The sequence below is a fragment of the Marinobacter segnicrescens genome (assembly GCF_900111555.1).
In the GTDB taxonomy this organism is placed as follows: Bacteria; Pseudomonadota; Gammaproteobacteria; order Pseudomonadales; family Oleiphilaceae; genus Marinobacter; species Marinobacter segnicrescens.
Window position 1 is genome coordinate 177133 of the sequence record NZ_FOHZ01000001.1, and the last position, 15960, is coordinate 193092.

A 15960-nucleotide genomic window follows, 5' to 3' on the forward strand; every position below is an offset into this window, starting at 1 on the left:
TTAGACAATCTCAAGGGGCCGGATTAACCGGCGGCAAAGGTGGCAACACCACCTGTTGCGGTGCCCCGGTATAGACGAAGCCGCCCAGGGGTTTTAAACCACCTGCCGGGTCAAGGATTATTCAGGCATCCGGTGACCGTCATCCGTCGTACGCGAGCGGACGTAACACTGGCCAACTACCTTGCGGAGGCCGACATGCTCAACATGAATTTTGATGAACGGGTGGTGATCAACACCAACCAGCAGGAGTGGGTGCCCAGTCCGGCGGGGGGCGTTCTGCGCAAGCCCCTGGCTCGGGAAGAGGCTGAGCGCGGACACGCCACCTCTGTGGTTCGCTACGAGCCTGGCGCCAGCTTCAATCGTCACGAGCACCCACTGGGGGAAGAGATCCTCGTACTGGAGGGCGTATTCTCCGACGAAACCGGTGATTATCCCGCCGGCACCTACCTTCGCAACCCACCCGGCAGTGGCCACGCTCCATTTTCCCGGGAGGGTTGCACCCTGCTGGTCAAACTGCACCAGTTCGACCCCCGGGATCTGAAAACCGTACGGGTTGATACCAGGACTACCCCCTGGCTGCCTGGCCAGGGCGGCCTGCAGGTCATGCCCCTTCACGATTTCGAGCATGAACACGTCGCCCTGGTAAAATGGCCGGCCGGCGAGCGTTTCCAGCCCCACCGCCATTTTGGTGGAGAAGAGATCTTTGTGCTCTCCGGTGAGTTCCGCGACGAGCTTGGAAGCTATCCAGCCGGTACCTGGCTGCGCAGCCCCCACATGAGCCAGCATCATCCGTTCGTGGAGCAGGAGACCGTAATCTGGGTCAAGACCGGTCACCTTCCGGTGGCGCACTCGCCGTCATAGCCCAATAACTTCTCATCCAGCCCGGAAAGCGTCAGAATGGGTGCGCTATGTTGCCGGGCCGCGCTGGTGGCCATGCCTTGAACGGCTGGTGTGTTGTCAGGCGCGGCCATTTACCCATAACGACAATTCGGAGCAACCTTGATGTTCGAAAACCTGTTTTCCCTTGAAGGCCGCACGGCACTGGTCACCGGCGGATCCCGTGGTATCGGCAAGATGATTGCCGCCGGCTTTATCGCCCAGGGTGCCAAGGTCTATATCTCGTCCCGCAAGGCGGACCAGTGCGATGCCGCTGCCCAGGAACTCTCCGAGGGCAATGGCCGCTGCTTCTCCCTGCCCCAGGACCTGTCCACCGTGGAAGGCTGCCGGGAGCTGACCCGCAAGCTGCAGGAGCGGGAAGATCACCTGGATATCCTGGTCAATAACGCCGGCGCCGCCTGGGGCGCTGACTTTGACGAGTTTCCCGAGCACGGCTGGGACAAGGTGATGGACCTGAACCTGAAATCGCCGTTCTTCCTGACCCAGGCCCTGCACGGTATGCTCAAGGCCGGCGCATCCGACCAGAAGCCCGCCAAGGTGATCAACATCGCCTCCATTGACGGCATCCGCCTCAACCCATGGGAAACCTACTCCTACCACGCCTCCAAGTCTGGCCTGATTTTCCTGACCCGCCGCATCGCTGCACGCCTGGTACAGGATCGCATCGTGGTCAGCGGCATTGCCCCGGGCCCGTTCCCGTCAGAAATGAACCGGGATGCCCGCGATAACGGGGATGAAGTCGCCCACAAGACCCCTCTGGGGCGGGTTGGCAACGACGAGGATATGGCCGGTGCGGCGATCTTCCTGGCGTCCCGCGCCGGTGACTATGTGGTTGGCGACACCATCGCAGTAGACGGAGGCCACGCCTACGCCAAGCTGCCGTATACCGAGTAAAAGTCCCTTTTGATCCCTGTCAGTCGCGGGGAGCGCCAACTGGTCTATCCTTGAAATGATCCAAAAGGTACTGTCACTGCAGTACGGACCACCAAGGAGGACCGGATGACGTTACCCACCGCGCTGACAGAGGACCAGGTTTACCACTACTGCCCCCCTGAAAAGCTATCCTTTGATACCACGGAAACCCTGGAAGACCTGGACCAGCCCTTTGGCCAGGAGCGGGTGCTCCGCGCCCTTGAATTTGGCGCAGGCATGGCCGCCCGCGGCTTCAACCTGTTCGTTCTCGGCCCTTCCGGTGCCGGCAAGAATGAGCTGGTCGAACGCTTCCTGGCAAAGCACTCCGCCACTCAGCCAGTGCCCCCGGACTGGTGTCATGTCTATAACTTCGAGTCCTCAGACAAGCCCAGCGCCCTGGAACTGCCCGCCGGTCAGGGCCGGGAATTCCGCAAGGATATGCAGGAACTGACCAACGAACTGAAAACCGCCGTCCCGGCCACCTTCGAAAGCGAGGAATACCAGGCAAGGTTGCAGGAACTGCAGGAAGAGGTGGCCCGGCGTCAACATCAGGGCCTGTTCGAAATCCAGCAGGAAGCGAACCGCAGTAACATCGCCATGATCACCACTCCGGCCGGGTTCACCTTTGCTCCCATGCGGGACGGAGAGGTCATCGAGCCGGATGAATACAAGAAATTCTCCGACGACGAGAAGGAACTCATCGAATCCAAGGTTGAGGAACTGCAGAAGAAACTGCAGCAGGCTATCCAGCAGATTCCCCGGCTACGCAAGGAAGTCCGCGAACGTATCCATGCGCTCAATGAGGAAATGGTTCAGCTCACCCTTGGCGGACCTTTTGGAGAACTCCGGGAAAAATGGACCCACGTGCCAGCGGTGGTCGAACACCTGGATAGGGTGCGAAATGACATCGTAGAACACGCCGAGGCCTTCCAGGATGACGGCAACGGCCCGCCATCGGGCCTGCTCAATCGTTACCGGGTCAACCTGATGGTGGATAACGCCTGTACCGAAGGCGCACCCGTGATCTACGAAGACCTGCCAAACCATCAGCACCTGGCGGGACAGATCGAGCACCGGGCCCACCAGGGCAACCTGTATACTGACTTCACGCTGATCAAGGGTGGCGCCCTGCACCGGGCCAACGGTGGCTACCTGATCGTCGATGCCCGACGAATCCTGACTCACCCCATGGCCTGGGAGAGCCTCAAGCGGGTGTTATTCTCCGGTGAGATCCGTATCGAGTCGCTGGAACGGCTTTACGGCCTGGTCAGTACCGTCAGCCTGCAACCGGAACCGATTCCGGTAAGCGTCAAGGTCGTGCTGCTGGGTGACCGGATGCTTTATTACCTGCTCTCCCACTACGACCCGGACTTCCTTGACCTGTTCAAGGTTGAGGCAGACTTCGAGGATGACCTGGACCGGGATGACAGCAGCTATGAGCTCTATGCCCGTATGATCGCCACCATGGCTCGCTCGGTGCAGGCACGAAACCTGGACCGGGGCGCCGTTGCGCGCCTGATCGAACACGCCAGTCGCCTGGCCAGTGACCAGAAGAAACTCACTGCCCATGACCGGGTGCTAAAGGATCTGCTCAACGAGGCCGACCACTGGGCATCCCGGAATGAGAGCGACCTCATCACCGCCAGCCATATCCAGCAGGCCATTGATGAGCGGGATTACCGGGCCAGCCGGGTCCGTGAACGCAGCCTTGAACAGATCCGCCGTGGCGTGGTGATGATCGACACCAGCGGCGAGGTCACCGGGCAGGTCAACGGTCTTTCCGTACTGCGCCTGGGGGCCATGATGTTTGGCCAGCCTACCCGTATTACCGCCACCGCGCGGCCCGGCAAGGGCCAGGTGGTGGACATCGAGCGGGAGGTCAAACTGGGGGGACCCATTCACAGCAAGGCGGTGATGATCCTGTCCCGGTTCCTGGCCAACCACTACGCACCCATGAGCGAACTCTCGCTCTCCGCCAGCCTGGCCTTTGAGCAGTCCTACGGCGGCGTCGAGGGCGATTCCGCCTCGGTTGCTGAGACCTGCGTGTTGTTATCCGCCATCAGTGGTGTACCCCTGCGCCAATCCCTGGCAGTGACCGGTTCCATGAACCAGCATGGGGAGGTCCAGGCAGTTGGCGGCGTAAACGAGAAAATCGAAGGCTTCTTCAACGTCTGTCAGCAATCCGGCAAGGTAGACGGCCAGGGCGTATTGCTACCTGCCAGTAACGTCGAACACCTGATGCTGAACGCCGAGGTCCGGCAAGCCGTCAGTGAGGGTCGGTTTGCCATCTACCCGGTCACCCACATCAACCAGGCCATCACCCTGATGACCGGTATGGAGCCCGGTGAACCTGACGCAGACGGCAACTTCCCCGATGGCAGCTTTAACCGGCGGGTCGCTGACCGACTTGCAGAGTTCGCCGAAGTCGGGCGCAAGAAGGACGTAAACGGGGATAACGGCGGCAACGGTAACGACAGCGGCAGTGGAGGGGGCGACGATGACCAGTGAACCGAAGATCCCCGACCCGACCCGGCCCGCGGGCCGGGTGCTGGTGCTGCTGGACGGATCCCGCCTCAGCCTCGATGCCCTTGAAGCGGCGGCGGATCTGGCGCATTCACGCGGTGCCGAAGTGCTCGGCATCTTTGTTGAAGAGGTGAACCTGTTGCGCAGCGCCGGTTATGGCTTTGCCCGGGAGGTGGGCGCCAGCTCAGGCCAGGCCCGCCCCCTGGATTCAGCCCACATCGAGGCACGGATGCATGCCCTGGCGGAACAGGCCAGGCGTTCACTGGCACAGGCCATGTCCCGGCGCGGCATTCCCCAGACGCTGAAGCTTTGCCGGGGCCAGGTAGTGCAGGAAGTCCTGGGCCTGGCAAGCCCGGAAGACCTTCTGGTTCTGGGCCGGGTGGGCTGGTCCGCTGCGCCGGGCTCGCGCATTGGCTCTACCGCCCGGTCACTGGTGCGCCAGGCCCCCGGAGACGTATTGCTTTGGACCCGTCCCCGCCAGCGACCGCAAGGCCGGGTCGTGGTCCTGCTCAATCACGACCAGGGGGCCAACCACCGGGCTGTACGCGTGGGAGCCGACCTTGCCCTGCAGTACCATCAGCCGCTCTCGGTCCTGGTTCGTACCACGAATGGCGACCATCAGCGGGTCACTGAAGACCTGTTGAGCTATCTGCAGCAACAGGGTATCGCCGCTCGCATACGGCTACTGCCCATGGCATCGGCCAGTGCCGTGACGCGGGCACTGCAGGAAGAAGGCGCATCGCAACTGGTGATCAGCCGCACCTGCAGCCTGTTCAGCGAGCCGGGCGCCGACAACCTGCTGATGGAGCTAAGCCTGCCTCTGACGGTAACACCCTGATCCGGACAGGCCGATTCGCTATAAATTGACCTGACAAGGGCGTTGAGCAGCCCGCATGTGATAGCGTTGTTGAGTCGGGCAGCTCACGGCTGCCCTCCATTCACGACGGTAACGGAGGCGCACGTGCTAGAACGGCTGCAACGCCGGCTCGGCCTGCAGACCATTCCCGGGGTGTTCTTTACCTCGGCGGGTATTGCCATTGTGTTTGTTGCCCTGGCCATTCCCTTCGACCAGGAAGTGGCTATCCGGTTTGGCGACCTGACCGGCTGGGTTGCCCGCAATATGGGCTGGTTCTATATCCTGTCAGTCAGTTCGCTGCTGATTTTCCTGCTGGCGCTGGCCATGAGTCGCTACGGCCGCATCCGTCTGGGCGCGGATGACAGCCGGCCGGATTACTCCAACCTTACCTGGTTCACCATGCTGTTCGCCGCCGGCATTGGCACCATCCTGATGTTCTGGGGTGTGGCCGAGCCGGTCTCCCACTTTTCCAGTCCCCCGTTCGATGGCGTGGAACCCCGCTCTGAACGGGCAGCCAGCGACGCCATGACCCTGGCGCTCTACCACTTTGGCTTGCACACCTGGACCATCTTCGCCATGCCCGGGCTGGCCATTGGTTACTTTGCCTACCGCCACAACCTCCCGATGCGGATCAGCAGCCTGTTCTACCCGATCCTCGGAGAGAAAACGTTCGGCCCCTGGGGCTGGACGGTGGACGTCATCGCCGTACTGGGAACCCTGTTTGGTGTCGCCACCTCCCTGGGCCTCGGAACACTTCAGTTGAACAGCGGTCTCAACTACCTGTTCGGAGTGCCCGTCAGTGGCCTCGTCCAGGTAGTGCTGATCACGGTGATTGCCAGTATTGCCGCAACCTCTGTCGCGCTCGGTCTGGACAAGGGCGTGCGCCGCCTCTCGCAGCTCAATATCGTGCTCGCCATCGTATTGATCGGATTTGTGGCAATCGTCGGCCCCACCGTCTTTATCGCCGAGGGAATGGTGCAAAGTGTGGGCGACTACCTCCATGCCCTTCCCTGGCTCGCCTTCTGGACCGAAACCTTTCGCGAGAGCGACTGGCAGCGCCAGTGGACCCTGTTCTATTGGGCCTGGACCATTTCCTGGGCGCCCTACGTCGGCATCTTCATTGCCCGGATCTCCCGGGGGCGAACCATCCGTGAATTCGTGGCCGGTGTACTCTTCGCGCCAACGGCCTTTACCCTCGTGTGGTTCGGCGTCTTCGGCCTGTCCGCCATCCAGGTGGAATCCGGCGGTGGGGTGGCCCTCGCACAGCAGGTTCAGCAGGACCCCTCAGTAGCCATCTTTGCGTTCCTTGAGGCATTCCCGTTGGCAGAGGCAGCGTCCGCGCTCAGCGTGGTGATTATCGTCATTTTCTTTACGACCTCATCGGATTCTGCCTCACTGGTGATTGACCTGCTCACCCGTCGGGAAGACCAGCCGTCACTGATACGGCAACGCATATTCTGGGCAGCTGCCCAGGGGGTAATTGCGGCCACACTGCTACTGGCTGGGGGTCTGGATGCCCTGCAGAACGTCATCACCTCACTGGGACTGCCATTCTGTGTCCTACTCATTTTCATGGCGGTTGCCCTGTACCGGGCCCTCCATGCCGACTACCGGGGCTACAGCATTGACGAACTGGTAAAAGGCCAGGCCTATCCGGAAGTGGAAGCCGTACCGCCCCAACCAAAGGAGACCGACTATGTACCGGAAGCTACTGATCGCGATTGACCCGGAAGACGACGGTGAAGGCAAGCGTGCGCTGGAAGCGGCGCTGGCATTGCTGGATGAGACTGGCGAGCTCCACCTGGCCAGCGTGTATCAGCCTGTCAGCGGCGGCTTCTTCCCGCATGTCACCGAAGAGGCCCCTGAAGAAAAGGAGACAAGGGTACGGGAGAAGCTTGACCTCCTTGCCCGCAAGTACCTGCCACTGAACCGAAGCGCCAGTCTTCACGTAGTGGCGGGTGCAGCTGGCGAGAAACTCGTGGCGCTGGCCGCACAGCTATGCGTTGACCTGGTCATACTGGTATCCAGGGGCAGCAGTGGCTACTGGCCCCTGCGAAAAGCTACCGTAGAGTATGTGACGGTCAACGCCAACTGCGCTGTACTGGTATTGCCCGAGATTAACAGGAACGGAAAAGAGGAAGTGGACGAGCCTGGCCAGACAGGCTAAGGCCGCACCGGGCAGTTTTTCTATCCGCATAGCCGATTTATACTGTTCGGCTACATCAGAGCGCCCTCGTCAACCGTTTGTGATACCCATCTGTCGCTGAGCTACCATCGGCGTTTATTTACAGGAGTTATCAGACCGATGAGCCAGCTGTATTTCTCACCCATGCTCCTTGGGCTCTGCCTGCTGGTTGCCGTCGCCATTGCGGCAACCGCGTTGTGGCGCATGTCGAGACCCTACGCCGGCCCCGGGTTCTGGATGGCCGGTTGCTGGTCACTGATCGGCGGCATCGTCTTCTTTATCGGTTTCATGGTTACCGGCAACCCCGTACTGAATGTATTGGGTAACGCGGGACAACTTGCCGGTGAGGCCATATTCCTGCTGGGCATTTTCCGGTTTATGGGCCGCCCCTTGCCCTGGTGGATTGTTGCCGCCAGCGTGGGCACCATGGTGGCCTTCAATATCCACTACTGGGTTTACTCCGGAAACTCCGATTTCCTGATGGGCGTTTATTCCACTATTGCGGGACTTTTGCCAATGCAGGCCATCTGGCTGCTGATCAAGGCCAGGAACGATACGGTGACTCGCCCCGCACGCCTCCTGGTTGGGCTGAGCCTGCTGGTTTACTCGGTGGTCACCCTGATGCGGGGTGCCCTGGGGTACCTGGACTGGTGGCAGGGCAAACCCTACCAGATGCCCTATGAGTCCTTCAGTTACCTACTGCCCTACAACTTTGCAATTCCGGCCCTTGTCATGGGCTTTATTGGCGTGACGCTCATGACCATGCAGCGAATCCTCGCCCAGAGCGAGCGCCACGCTGTCGAAGCCCGGCAAAGTGCCGAACGCTTCGAGCGGCTAATGTCCGCTTCCACGTCAGGCGTAGCCATTCTCAGGGACAAGGTTATCACCGATGCCAACACCGGCCTGGAACAGCTGACAGGGCTCAATCGCGACCAGTTGCTGGGCCTGCCCGTCAGTGGATTGTTCAGCGCCAGCAGCCAGGTCAGACTCAGGGGTTACCTCAATCAGGGCGGTGTCCGTCAGCAGGACCTGTTGGCAGTCCACAGAGACAATGGCCCCTTTGACTGCGAAATCACCCTCTCTCCCATCGGGAACGGCGAGTCACAAAGCATTCTGGAGCTCCGCGATATCAGCCACCACAAAGCCCTCGAAAACCAGCTGAACCAGCTGGCCACCAGGGACTCGCTGACTGGAACCCTCAACCGGCGAGCCTTTGATACTGGCATTCGCTCTGAAATGGAGCGTTGCCAGAGATATGGGCACAACCTGTCATTTGCGGTTATCGACCTGGACCACTTCAAGCGGATCAATGATCAATATGGTCATGGCACGGGTGACCAGGTCCTGGTGGCATTTGCAGAATGCTGTAGGAAAAACCTGCGCAGCACCGACCTGCTGGCACGCTTCGGCGGAGAGGAATTCGTCATCCTGATGGTGGAAACAGACACAGCTGCCGCCTTTCAGCTGCTTGAACGTATACGGGATGCACTGGCCGGGTTGGATATACCCGGACTACCCGCCACTCATACGGTTCGTTTCAGCGCGGGACTGGTTCATTGGCAACCCGGGGATCCGGCAGACCCTGAGCGCCTCATGCGCCTGGCTGACCAGGCACTCTACAGCGCCAAGCGGTCTGGCCGTGATCAGATCGTCGCTGAGGGTCAGCCACGCCGGCAACAGCCGGCTGAGGCCGATGAGTAACTTCACGGTAGAGTCTGGACTGCCCGGTTAACGCACGACAAAGACAGAAACATCCGTATCCTTCACCAGGTTGGCGGCGTTGGAATGGATGAAATGGAGCTTGTCCCCAATACCGGGCACGTGCGAGGCCATGACAACCAGGTCCGCCCCGGTCTCCCTGACCGCTGAGACCAGTCGCTTTTCCAGCTCAACGGCAGTATCTGGTGAAGTAATCATCGACCAGGACGTGTCGATACCATGGTCCTTTCCCTGCTCCTCCGCAAACCGGCCAAGCTCCTCCTCCAGTTCCCGGGTACTGTGCGCAGCCGACGAAGGCGTGCTGTTGGTAACGGTCACATAATGGAGGGTGGCCTTGTAGTGCCTGGCAATGTCGATGGCTGTGTTGAGCGCCTTGGACAGTTTCTCCAGGTGACCAAGGTCCACGGGTACCAGAATCTTGCTGTACATGGGCAGCCTCCTTTTGGTTGGCCGGGTGAATGGTCTGACTCCTCTCAGCAAGTCTAGACCAAGGCTACCGCTTGCATGGTGGTTAGCCTATGACCCTGATCAATCCTGTAGGTGATGAGGTAACCAGAAACCAGGGACGGTTTGCGGCGATGGCGTCTTTGCCAGCGATGGCCAGTGAATACTTCAGTGCTTTCGCCCAGACCGGGGAATCGACTAAAGTTAGCGTTCCAATAACGTCCGGCACCGACCGAGGGTGCCGTTTGTGGTTCACCGACAACAAGGACAAGCCATGGCCTTTGATACACCTCTCTACCTGTGTGGCCCACTTCGCGAGCCCCGGCAGATGCTGGCGGACCAGGAGTACAGCGGGCACACGTCCATCCACGATGACAGCATGGCCGAAAAGCTGGGCTTCCAGGCCGGCCCCATTGAAGGACCCACCCATTTCAGTCAGTTTGTACCGCTGCTGGCGGAAGTCTGGGGGCGGGACTGGTTCGAACGGGGCTGCTTCTCCGCTCACTTCCAGAACATGGTGGTTGAGGGGGAGCAGGTACGTGCCTTCATTGAGCGGCCGGCACCAGGTGCCACCCGGGTCCGGGCCTGGGCCGAGAAGGCAGACGGCACCCCTGTGCTGGAAGCCAGTGCCAGCCTCGGCCCTGGTGACGGCGACACCCTGCTGGACCAGCGGATGGCGAAACTGCGGGCTCCGGAAAAGCTGGTGATTCTGTCGGACCTCCGCATTGGCATGACTGGAGAGAAAGACGAGCCTGTGCGCATGGACCCGGACCAGAACATGGGCAAGCTGTACCCCTTCTCCCTGAACCAGAAGCTCGAACGCATCACCGAAAACACCCCCTGGTACAGCGATGGCAGCTCGACCCCCTGGGGTCGGGCGATTATCCCCCTGGAGATGGTCAGTGTACTGGCCGAATACAGCAGCAAGGATGCACGCTTCCCGGTGAAGCAGCCCACTGTCGGCCTTTTTGCCGACCAGGAAATCCGCATGGTGGACGGCCCGCTCTTTGTAGGTGAAGACTACCTGATTCGCCGGGAAATCGTTGCCCTGTCAGAGAGCAAGCGTACAGAGTCCTACTGGGTACGATCACGCATCTACGATGCTGCCGGAGAGACCCTGAAGGCGGAAATGCTCCTGAACCACGCCACCCTGAAGCACTCCTACCCTCACTACGACGAAGAAGCGGCAGGCTAAGACCCTGGAGGCCCCACCCGGGGCCTCCTGTGACACTGGCAGCATCAACAGACTTCCATTTCACACAAATCCTTTGCAAACTACTCTCTTTACCGGTGCCGATAACTTCCGTACCTGACCACAATAACAATACCCCCAATAACAGGCTGACAGTCCATGATGAAACACCCCTTTCCCGACCTGATCGATATGGTCATGGATGAGAGTGAACCCGGCTGGAGCGTTAACAGTATCCAGATCGGCGAAAAGCACATGAACACCAATAACGTGGCCCACGGCGCCGTACTCTTCGCGCTGGCCGACACCGGCATGGGCTCAGCCCTGTTCCCCACCCTGGATGAGGGTCAGGTGTGTGCCACCATCGAGATCAAGATGACGTATTTCAAGCCGGTGTTCGCCGGAAAGGTGGTGTGCCGCACCGAAATGATCAACCGCGGCAAGACCATCGCCAACCTGGAGTCCCGCCTGTATGTGGATGATGTGCTGGTGGCCCAGGCCAACGGCAACTATGCGATTTTCCGCATAAAATCCGGTAACGGCAACCCGTCACAGGGCAAGAGCGCATAGCCAGGATATGCCGGGGCAGCTGGCATCGCCAGCGCTACCTAAGGTAGTAATCGAAGGTAGAGACAACACGCACCGTCTTCACGGGTTGCTGTTCAGCCATGACACCCGGCGCCTGGTCCCGAGCCAGGATCTGGAAGACACCCTGGTTGGCGCGGCGCAAGCCGCCCAGTTCGGCGTCGGCATCACGGGCGAACTGTTGCGCAGACTCCCTCGCCGCGGCTGTGGCCTGGGCAATCATGTCCGGTTTGATATCGTTCAGACGGGTGAACAGGTAGGTCGGTCCGGCCGGGCCATAATCCGACGACAGGATGACGCCGGAGTCCACCAGGTCGCTGACGTTCTGGGCCGCCTGTCGCACCTTGTCCACTTCATCGGTGCGCACCATCAGAACCTGGTTAATGATGAATTTGCGGGTGCCCCCCTCAGGCTGATAAGGGTTCGCCCCGGTGTCCACCACATCCAGTCGTTGCAGCTCCACGGCATCGTCGGCGATAGCCTGCAGCTTCAGGAAGGCCATGACACCGTCCCTGCTCTTGCGAGCGTGCTCCCGGGCCGCGTCCAGCGTATCGCCGCTGGCGGCAAAACGAATCGGCCACAGGGCCAGGTCTGCGGTGACCTCCTGTTCGGCCACGCCCTTGACGGTGACATAGCGGTCACCGGTGCGCATTTCGGTCAGGCCATCCTTCAGCAGCGAGGCGGAGAAAATCATGCTGACTCCAAGAATCAGCGCTACCAGAAATTTCATGGGGTATTCCCTTACGGTCTTTAACGGCAACAGCTTCAAGCTGCCTGTTCTTCACCAGCGGTACCCGCCAGACAACCCAGCATAGCATCAACCTGTTTCAGTTTGCGTGCCTGGGGCCAAAGCTGCTCCGCCTCGACAAAGCCCTGGCGCAGGTAATTGAGCCATTGCTTGATGCGCCCGGTCACATAGCGGTCTTCGAGCCGGGCCTGGAGGGCCTCGGCATACTCGGCGATGAGCGGGACCACCTCAGCCCAGGTCATTTCCCGCTCGGCCTCTCCAGCCTGGCTGGCCTTGATGCGCCGGGCCAGGTCCGGCCGGGCAATCAGGCCCCGGCCGATCATCACGTCGTCACAGCCAGACACCCTGCGGCAGCGCCAGTAGTCTTCGACGGACCAGATCTCGCCATTGGCAATCACGTGGGCGTTGACCGCCTCCCGTACCCGGGCAATTTCCTCCCAGTAGGCTGGCGGTTTGTAGCCGTCAACCTTGCTGCGGGCGTGGATAACGATCTCTGCAGCACCCGCTGCCTCCAGGGCCTGGCCACAGGCGACACCCATGGACCGGTCATCGTAGCCCAGGCGCATCTTGGCGGTCACCGGGATTTCAGCCGGTACAGCCCTGCGCACAGCAGCAGCGATCTCGTACATCAGCTCGGGTTCCCGCATTAACACACAACCACCCTTGTGTTTATTGACGGTCTTGGCGGGACAACCAAAGTTGATATCCACCTGCCCTGCACCCAGCTCGGCGGCTTTCGCACCATGGCGGCCCATCATTTCAGGGTCAGAGCCCAACAGTTGGACCGCAACCGGGGTGCCGGCTTCTGTCACAGCCTGGTTGTATAGTTCCGGCGCGTACTTGTAGAAGATCCGCGGTGGTAACATGCCGTGGGTCACGCGAATGAACTCGGTAACACACCGGTCAATACCACCAACCCGGGTCAGGGTTTCGCGGATCGGTGCGTCCACCAGCCCTTCCATCGGGGCAAGGATAATTCGCATGGAAGCTCCAGGGTCTGAACGAAGTGAGTCAGGGTTCAGCTGATCAAAAATCAGGCGGGGCGGATTGTAAGGAATATGCGGGGAAGATGGTAGCCGGACACCCTGAAATCAGGGTGCCCGGCTGACTTTTTACGACACTACTGGCGTATCAGGCCTGTACGTCGAACCGGTCATTGTTCATGACCTTGGCCCAGGCTGAGACGAAGTCACGAACGAACTTCTCGTGGTTGTCGTCCTGGGCATACACCTCGGCGTACGACCGCAGGATGGAGTGAGAGCCGAATACCAGGTCGACCCGGGTAGCGGTCCACTTTTTCTGGTCAGTCTTGCGGTCACGAACCTCATAGAGATTGTCACCGGCGGACTTCCAGCTGTAGGCCATATCGGTCAGGTTCACGAAGAAGTCGTTCGTCAGCTGGCCTTCCCGGTCGGTGAATACACCGTGCTTGCTGCCACCGTGGTTGGTACCCAATACCCGCATACCACCGATCAGAACGGTCATCTGTGCGGCGGTCAGGCCCATCAGCTGGGCACGATCCAGCAGCAGCTCTTCGGGTTTGACCACGTAGTCCTTCTTCTGCCAGTTACGGAAACCGTCGGCCACCGGCTCCAGCACATCGAAGGAAGCCGCATCGGTCATGTCGTCGGTAGCATCACCGCGACCTTTCAGGAAGGGTACGTGCACGTCGTATCCAGCCGCCTTCGCAGCTTTCTCGATACCAACACTGCCGCCGAGTACGATCACATCGGCAATGCTGGCCCCGGTGTCGGCAGAGATCTGCTCATACACCTTCAGCACCCTGGCCAGGCGCTCCGGCTCGTTACCGTCCCAGTCCTTCTGGGGTGCAAGGCGGATACGCGCACCGTTGGCACCACCGCGCATGTCGGAGGCACGGTAGGTCCGGGCGCTGTCCCAGGCGGTGCTGACCATGTCACTGATGGACAGGCCGGCATCGGCGATCTTCTCTTTGACCACTTCCTCGATGTAGTCCGTGGGGCCGGCCGGGATCGGGTCCTGCCAGATCAGGTCTTCATCCGGCACTTCCGGGCCGATGTAACGGGACTTGGGCCCCAGGTCACGGTGGGTCAGCTTGAACCAGGCACGGGCAAAGGCGTCCTGGAACCGCTGCGGATCCTTGCGGAAGTCCTCGAGGATCTTGCGGTAGGTCGGATCCACCTTCATGCCCATATCGGCGTCGGTCATGATCGGGTTGTGGCGAATGGACGGGTCGGTGGCATCCACCGGCTTGTCCTCTTCCTTGATGTCCACCGGCTCCCACTGCCAGGCACCGGCAGGGCTCTTCTTCAGCTCCCACTCATGGTCCAGCAGCATGTCAAAATAGCCCATGTCGAACTTGGTGGGCTCCTTGGTCCAGGCGCCTTCAATGCCCGACGTGACGGCGTTGGACGCCCTGCCCTGCATATTGGGGTTATCCCAGCCGAAGCCCTGGCCGACGATATCCGCGCCTTCTGGCTCGGCCCCCAGTGCACCAGCATCACCATTACCGTGACATTTACCCACAGTATGGCCACCCACCGTCAGGGCAGCGGTTTCTTCGTCGTCCATGGCCATACGGGCGAAGGTTTCACGCACCTGGGCAGCGGTCTTCATGGGGTCGGGCTGGCCGTTAACGCCTTCCGGGTTTACATAGATAAGCCCCATCTGCACCGCTGCCAGCGGGTTTTCCATGGTATCCGGCTTCTCGATGTCGCCGTAACGCTCATCGGAGGGAGCCAGCCACTCTTTTTCGGCACCCCAGTAGATGTCTTTCTCCGGATGCCAGATATCTTCACGGCCAAAGGAGAAACCGTAGGTTTTCAAGCCCATGGACTCATAGGCAATGTTGCCGGCCAGGATCATCAAGTCCGCCCAGCTGATCTTGTTGCCGTACTTCTTCTTGACCGGCCACAGCAGGCGTCGGGCCTTGTCGAGGCTGGCGTTATCCGGCCAGGAAGCGATCGGGGCAAACCGCTGGTTACCGGTGCCACCGCCACCGCGGCCATCGGCCATACGGTAGGTACCGGCAGAGTGCCAGGCCATACGAATCATCAGGCCACCGTAGTGACCCCAGTCTGCTGGCCACCAGTCCTGGCTGTCTGTCATCAGTGCATGCAGATCCTGCTTGATGGCGTCGAAGTCCAGTTTGCGCACTTCTTCCCGATAGTCGAAGCCTTCATCCATCGGGTTGGTTTTGATGTCGTGTTGATGGAGGATGTCGAGGTTAATGGATTCAGGCCACCAGCCGGTCACGCTCTGACTGCTGGCGGTGTTGGCTCCGTGCATGACCGGGCACTTTCCACCTGTACTGTTATTCTGACTCATCGTTCACTCCTGTGTTTACCACTTGGGCAAGGGACACGTTGTTGAGGGGCATCACTTAACATAGGTCAAGCTGATCGCCCCTGCTTGAAACTTTCCTAACGTCTGGATAGCGAATCGCTATGGCCAGCGGGGCATTGAGCGCTGGCATAGTCGCCGTAGTATTCAGCAAGGATTGCGAGCGTCTCTTTCCATGCTAACTGCGTGAAATCGGTCAACACTGACATAGGGCAACTCCTGCGTTATCAGCGACAGGGTCACTGTACGCCGGGGAGCAGGCCTGGCTACAATTAATTAAAAGAACTTTTTTGAAAGTTTTTTACTATCGATTGACGGACAGGTGGTTATGTTTGACCCGCAATGGTCAGGTCAGAAGACTATAACCGTTCGATGGACAGGAACTTGCCGGCGTCGTCGAAGAGGATACGGAAGCTGCCGCGGATACCATCGCGGAGGAAGAAGCGGGAGAGGATACGGGCCGGGAAACGGACAGATCGTCCGTCCCGGGCCGTGGTGTGGACATCGGTGGCAACGCCCTGGTAGAGCTTGATCCACTCGTCCGGGCTGATCTGGATGTCCACAATAATTTGCTGCAT

At 60.1% G+C, this 15960-nt stretch carries 14 protein-coding genes; 9 read left to right on the top strand and 5 right to left on the bottom strand.

Annotated features, from left to right (window positions below; translation table 11 throughout):
• Window positions 1-195 precede the first annotated feature (195 nt).
• The 7 genes from BM036_RS00815 to BM036_RS00845 all read left to right on the top strand — a co-directional run bounded on the left by BM036_RS00815 (window position 196) and on the right by BM036_RS00845 (window position 9074).
• Window positions 196-861 carry a cupin domain-containing protein gene (locus BM036_RS00815; protein WP_091848666.1) on the top strand — a complete coding sequence of 222 codons (666 nt, stop codon included), beginning with the start codon at window positions 196-198 and terminating at the stop codon, window positions 859-861.
• A gap of 141 nt (window positions 862-1002) precedes the next feature.
• Window positions 1003-1791, top strand: coding sequence for an SDR family oxidoreductase (locus tag BM036_RS00820; protein ID WP_177185956.1), 789 nt, complete (start codon window positions 1003-1005; stop codon window positions 1789-1791).
• A 105-nt stretch (window positions 1792-1896) separates the two neighbouring features.
• The gene (locus BM036_RS00825; protein ID WP_091848334.1) at window positions 1897-4317 is read left to right on the top strand and encodes a Lon protease family protein; all 2421 of its coding nucleotides are present in this window, start codon (window positions 1897-1899) and stop codon (window positions 4315-4317) included.
• Window positions 4307-5170, top strand: coding sequence for a universal stress protein (locus BM036_RS00830; protein WP_091848335.1), 864 nt, complete (start codon window positions 4307-4309; stop codon window positions 5168-5170). The genes BM036_RS00825 and BM036_RS00830 overlap by 11 nt, the downstream gene beginning before the upstream one ends.
• A 123-nt stretch (window positions 5171-5293) precedes the next feature.
• Window positions 5294-6913: a BCCT family transporter gene (locus tag BM036_RS00835; protein ID WP_091848336.1), complete on the top strand. Its 1620-nt coding sequence runs from the start codon at window positions 5294-5296 to the stop codon at window positions 6911-6913.
• A complete protein-coding gene (locus BM036_RS00840) occupies window positions 6885-7355 on the top strand; it encodes a universal stress protein (RefSeq protein WP_091848337.1) in 471 nt (156 codons plus the stop codon). The genes BM036_RS00835 and BM036_RS00840 overlap by 29 nt, the downstream gene beginning before the upstream one ends.
• Window positions 7356-7493: 138 nt before the next feature.
• Window positions 7494-9074, top strand: a complete 1581-nt coding sequence (locus BM036_RS00845; RefSeq protein WP_091848338.1) for a sensor domain-containing diguanylate cyclase — start codon at window positions 7494-7496, stop codon at window positions 9072-9074.
• A 27-nt stretch (window positions 9075-9101) separates the two neighbouring features.
• Here the strand turns inward: BM036_RS00845 and BM036_RS00850 are convergent, their stop codons facing one another.
• Window positions 9102-9521: a universal stress protein gene (locus tag BM036_RS00850; protein ID WP_091848339.1), complete on the bottom strand. Its 420-nt coding sequence runs from the start codon at window positions 9519-9521 to the stop codon at window positions 9102-9104.
• A gap of 289 nt (window positions 9522-9810) precedes the next feature.
• On the opposite strand from BM036_RS00850, the gene BM036_RS00855 reads away from it, so the two are divergent.
• Window positions 9811-10731, top strand: coding sequence for a hypothetical protein (locus BM036_RS00855; RefSeq protein WP_091848340.1), 921 nt, complete (start codon window positions 9811-9813; stop codon window positions 10729-10731).
• Between the two features lie 156 nt (window positions 10732-10887).
• Window positions 10888-11298 carry a PaaI family thioesterase gene (locus BM036_RS00860; RefSeq protein ID WP_091848341.1) on the top strand — a complete coding sequence of 137 codons (411 nt, stop codon included), beginning with the start codon at window positions 10888-10890 and terminating at the stop codon, window positions 11296-11298.
• A gap of 34 nt (window positions 11299-11332) precedes the next feature.
• Here the strand turns inward: BM036_RS00860 and BM036_RS00865 are convergent, their stop codons facing one another.
• The 4 genes from BM036_RS00865 to BM036_RS00880 form a co-directional block, all read right to left on the bottom strand.
• Window positions 11333-12043, bottom strand: a complete 711-nt coding sequence (locus BM036_RS00865) for an SIMPL domain-containing protein (RefSeq protein WP_091848342.1) — start codon at window positions 12041-12043, stop codon at window positions 11333-11335.
• Between the two features lie 35 nt (window positions 12044-12078).
• On the bottom strand, window positions 12079-13044 hold the full coding sequence (locus BM036_RS00870; protein WP_091848343.1) for a tRNA dihydrouridine synthase: 966 nt from the start codon (window positions 13042-13044) through the stop codon (window positions 12079-12081).
• Between the two features lie 148 nt (window positions 13045-13192).
• Window positions 13193-15367, bottom strand: coding sequence for a catalase/peroxidase HPI (gene katG, locus BM036_RS00875; protein ID WP_091848344.1), 2175 nt, complete (start codon window positions 15365-15367; stop codon window positions 13193-13195).
• Window positions 15368-15741: 374 nt separating this feature from the next.
• Complete coding sequence (locus BM036_RS00880; protein ID WP_091848345.1) at window positions 15742-15960, bottom strand: DUF2835 domain-containing protein; 219 nt, start codon at window positions 15958-15960, stop codon at window positions 15742-15744.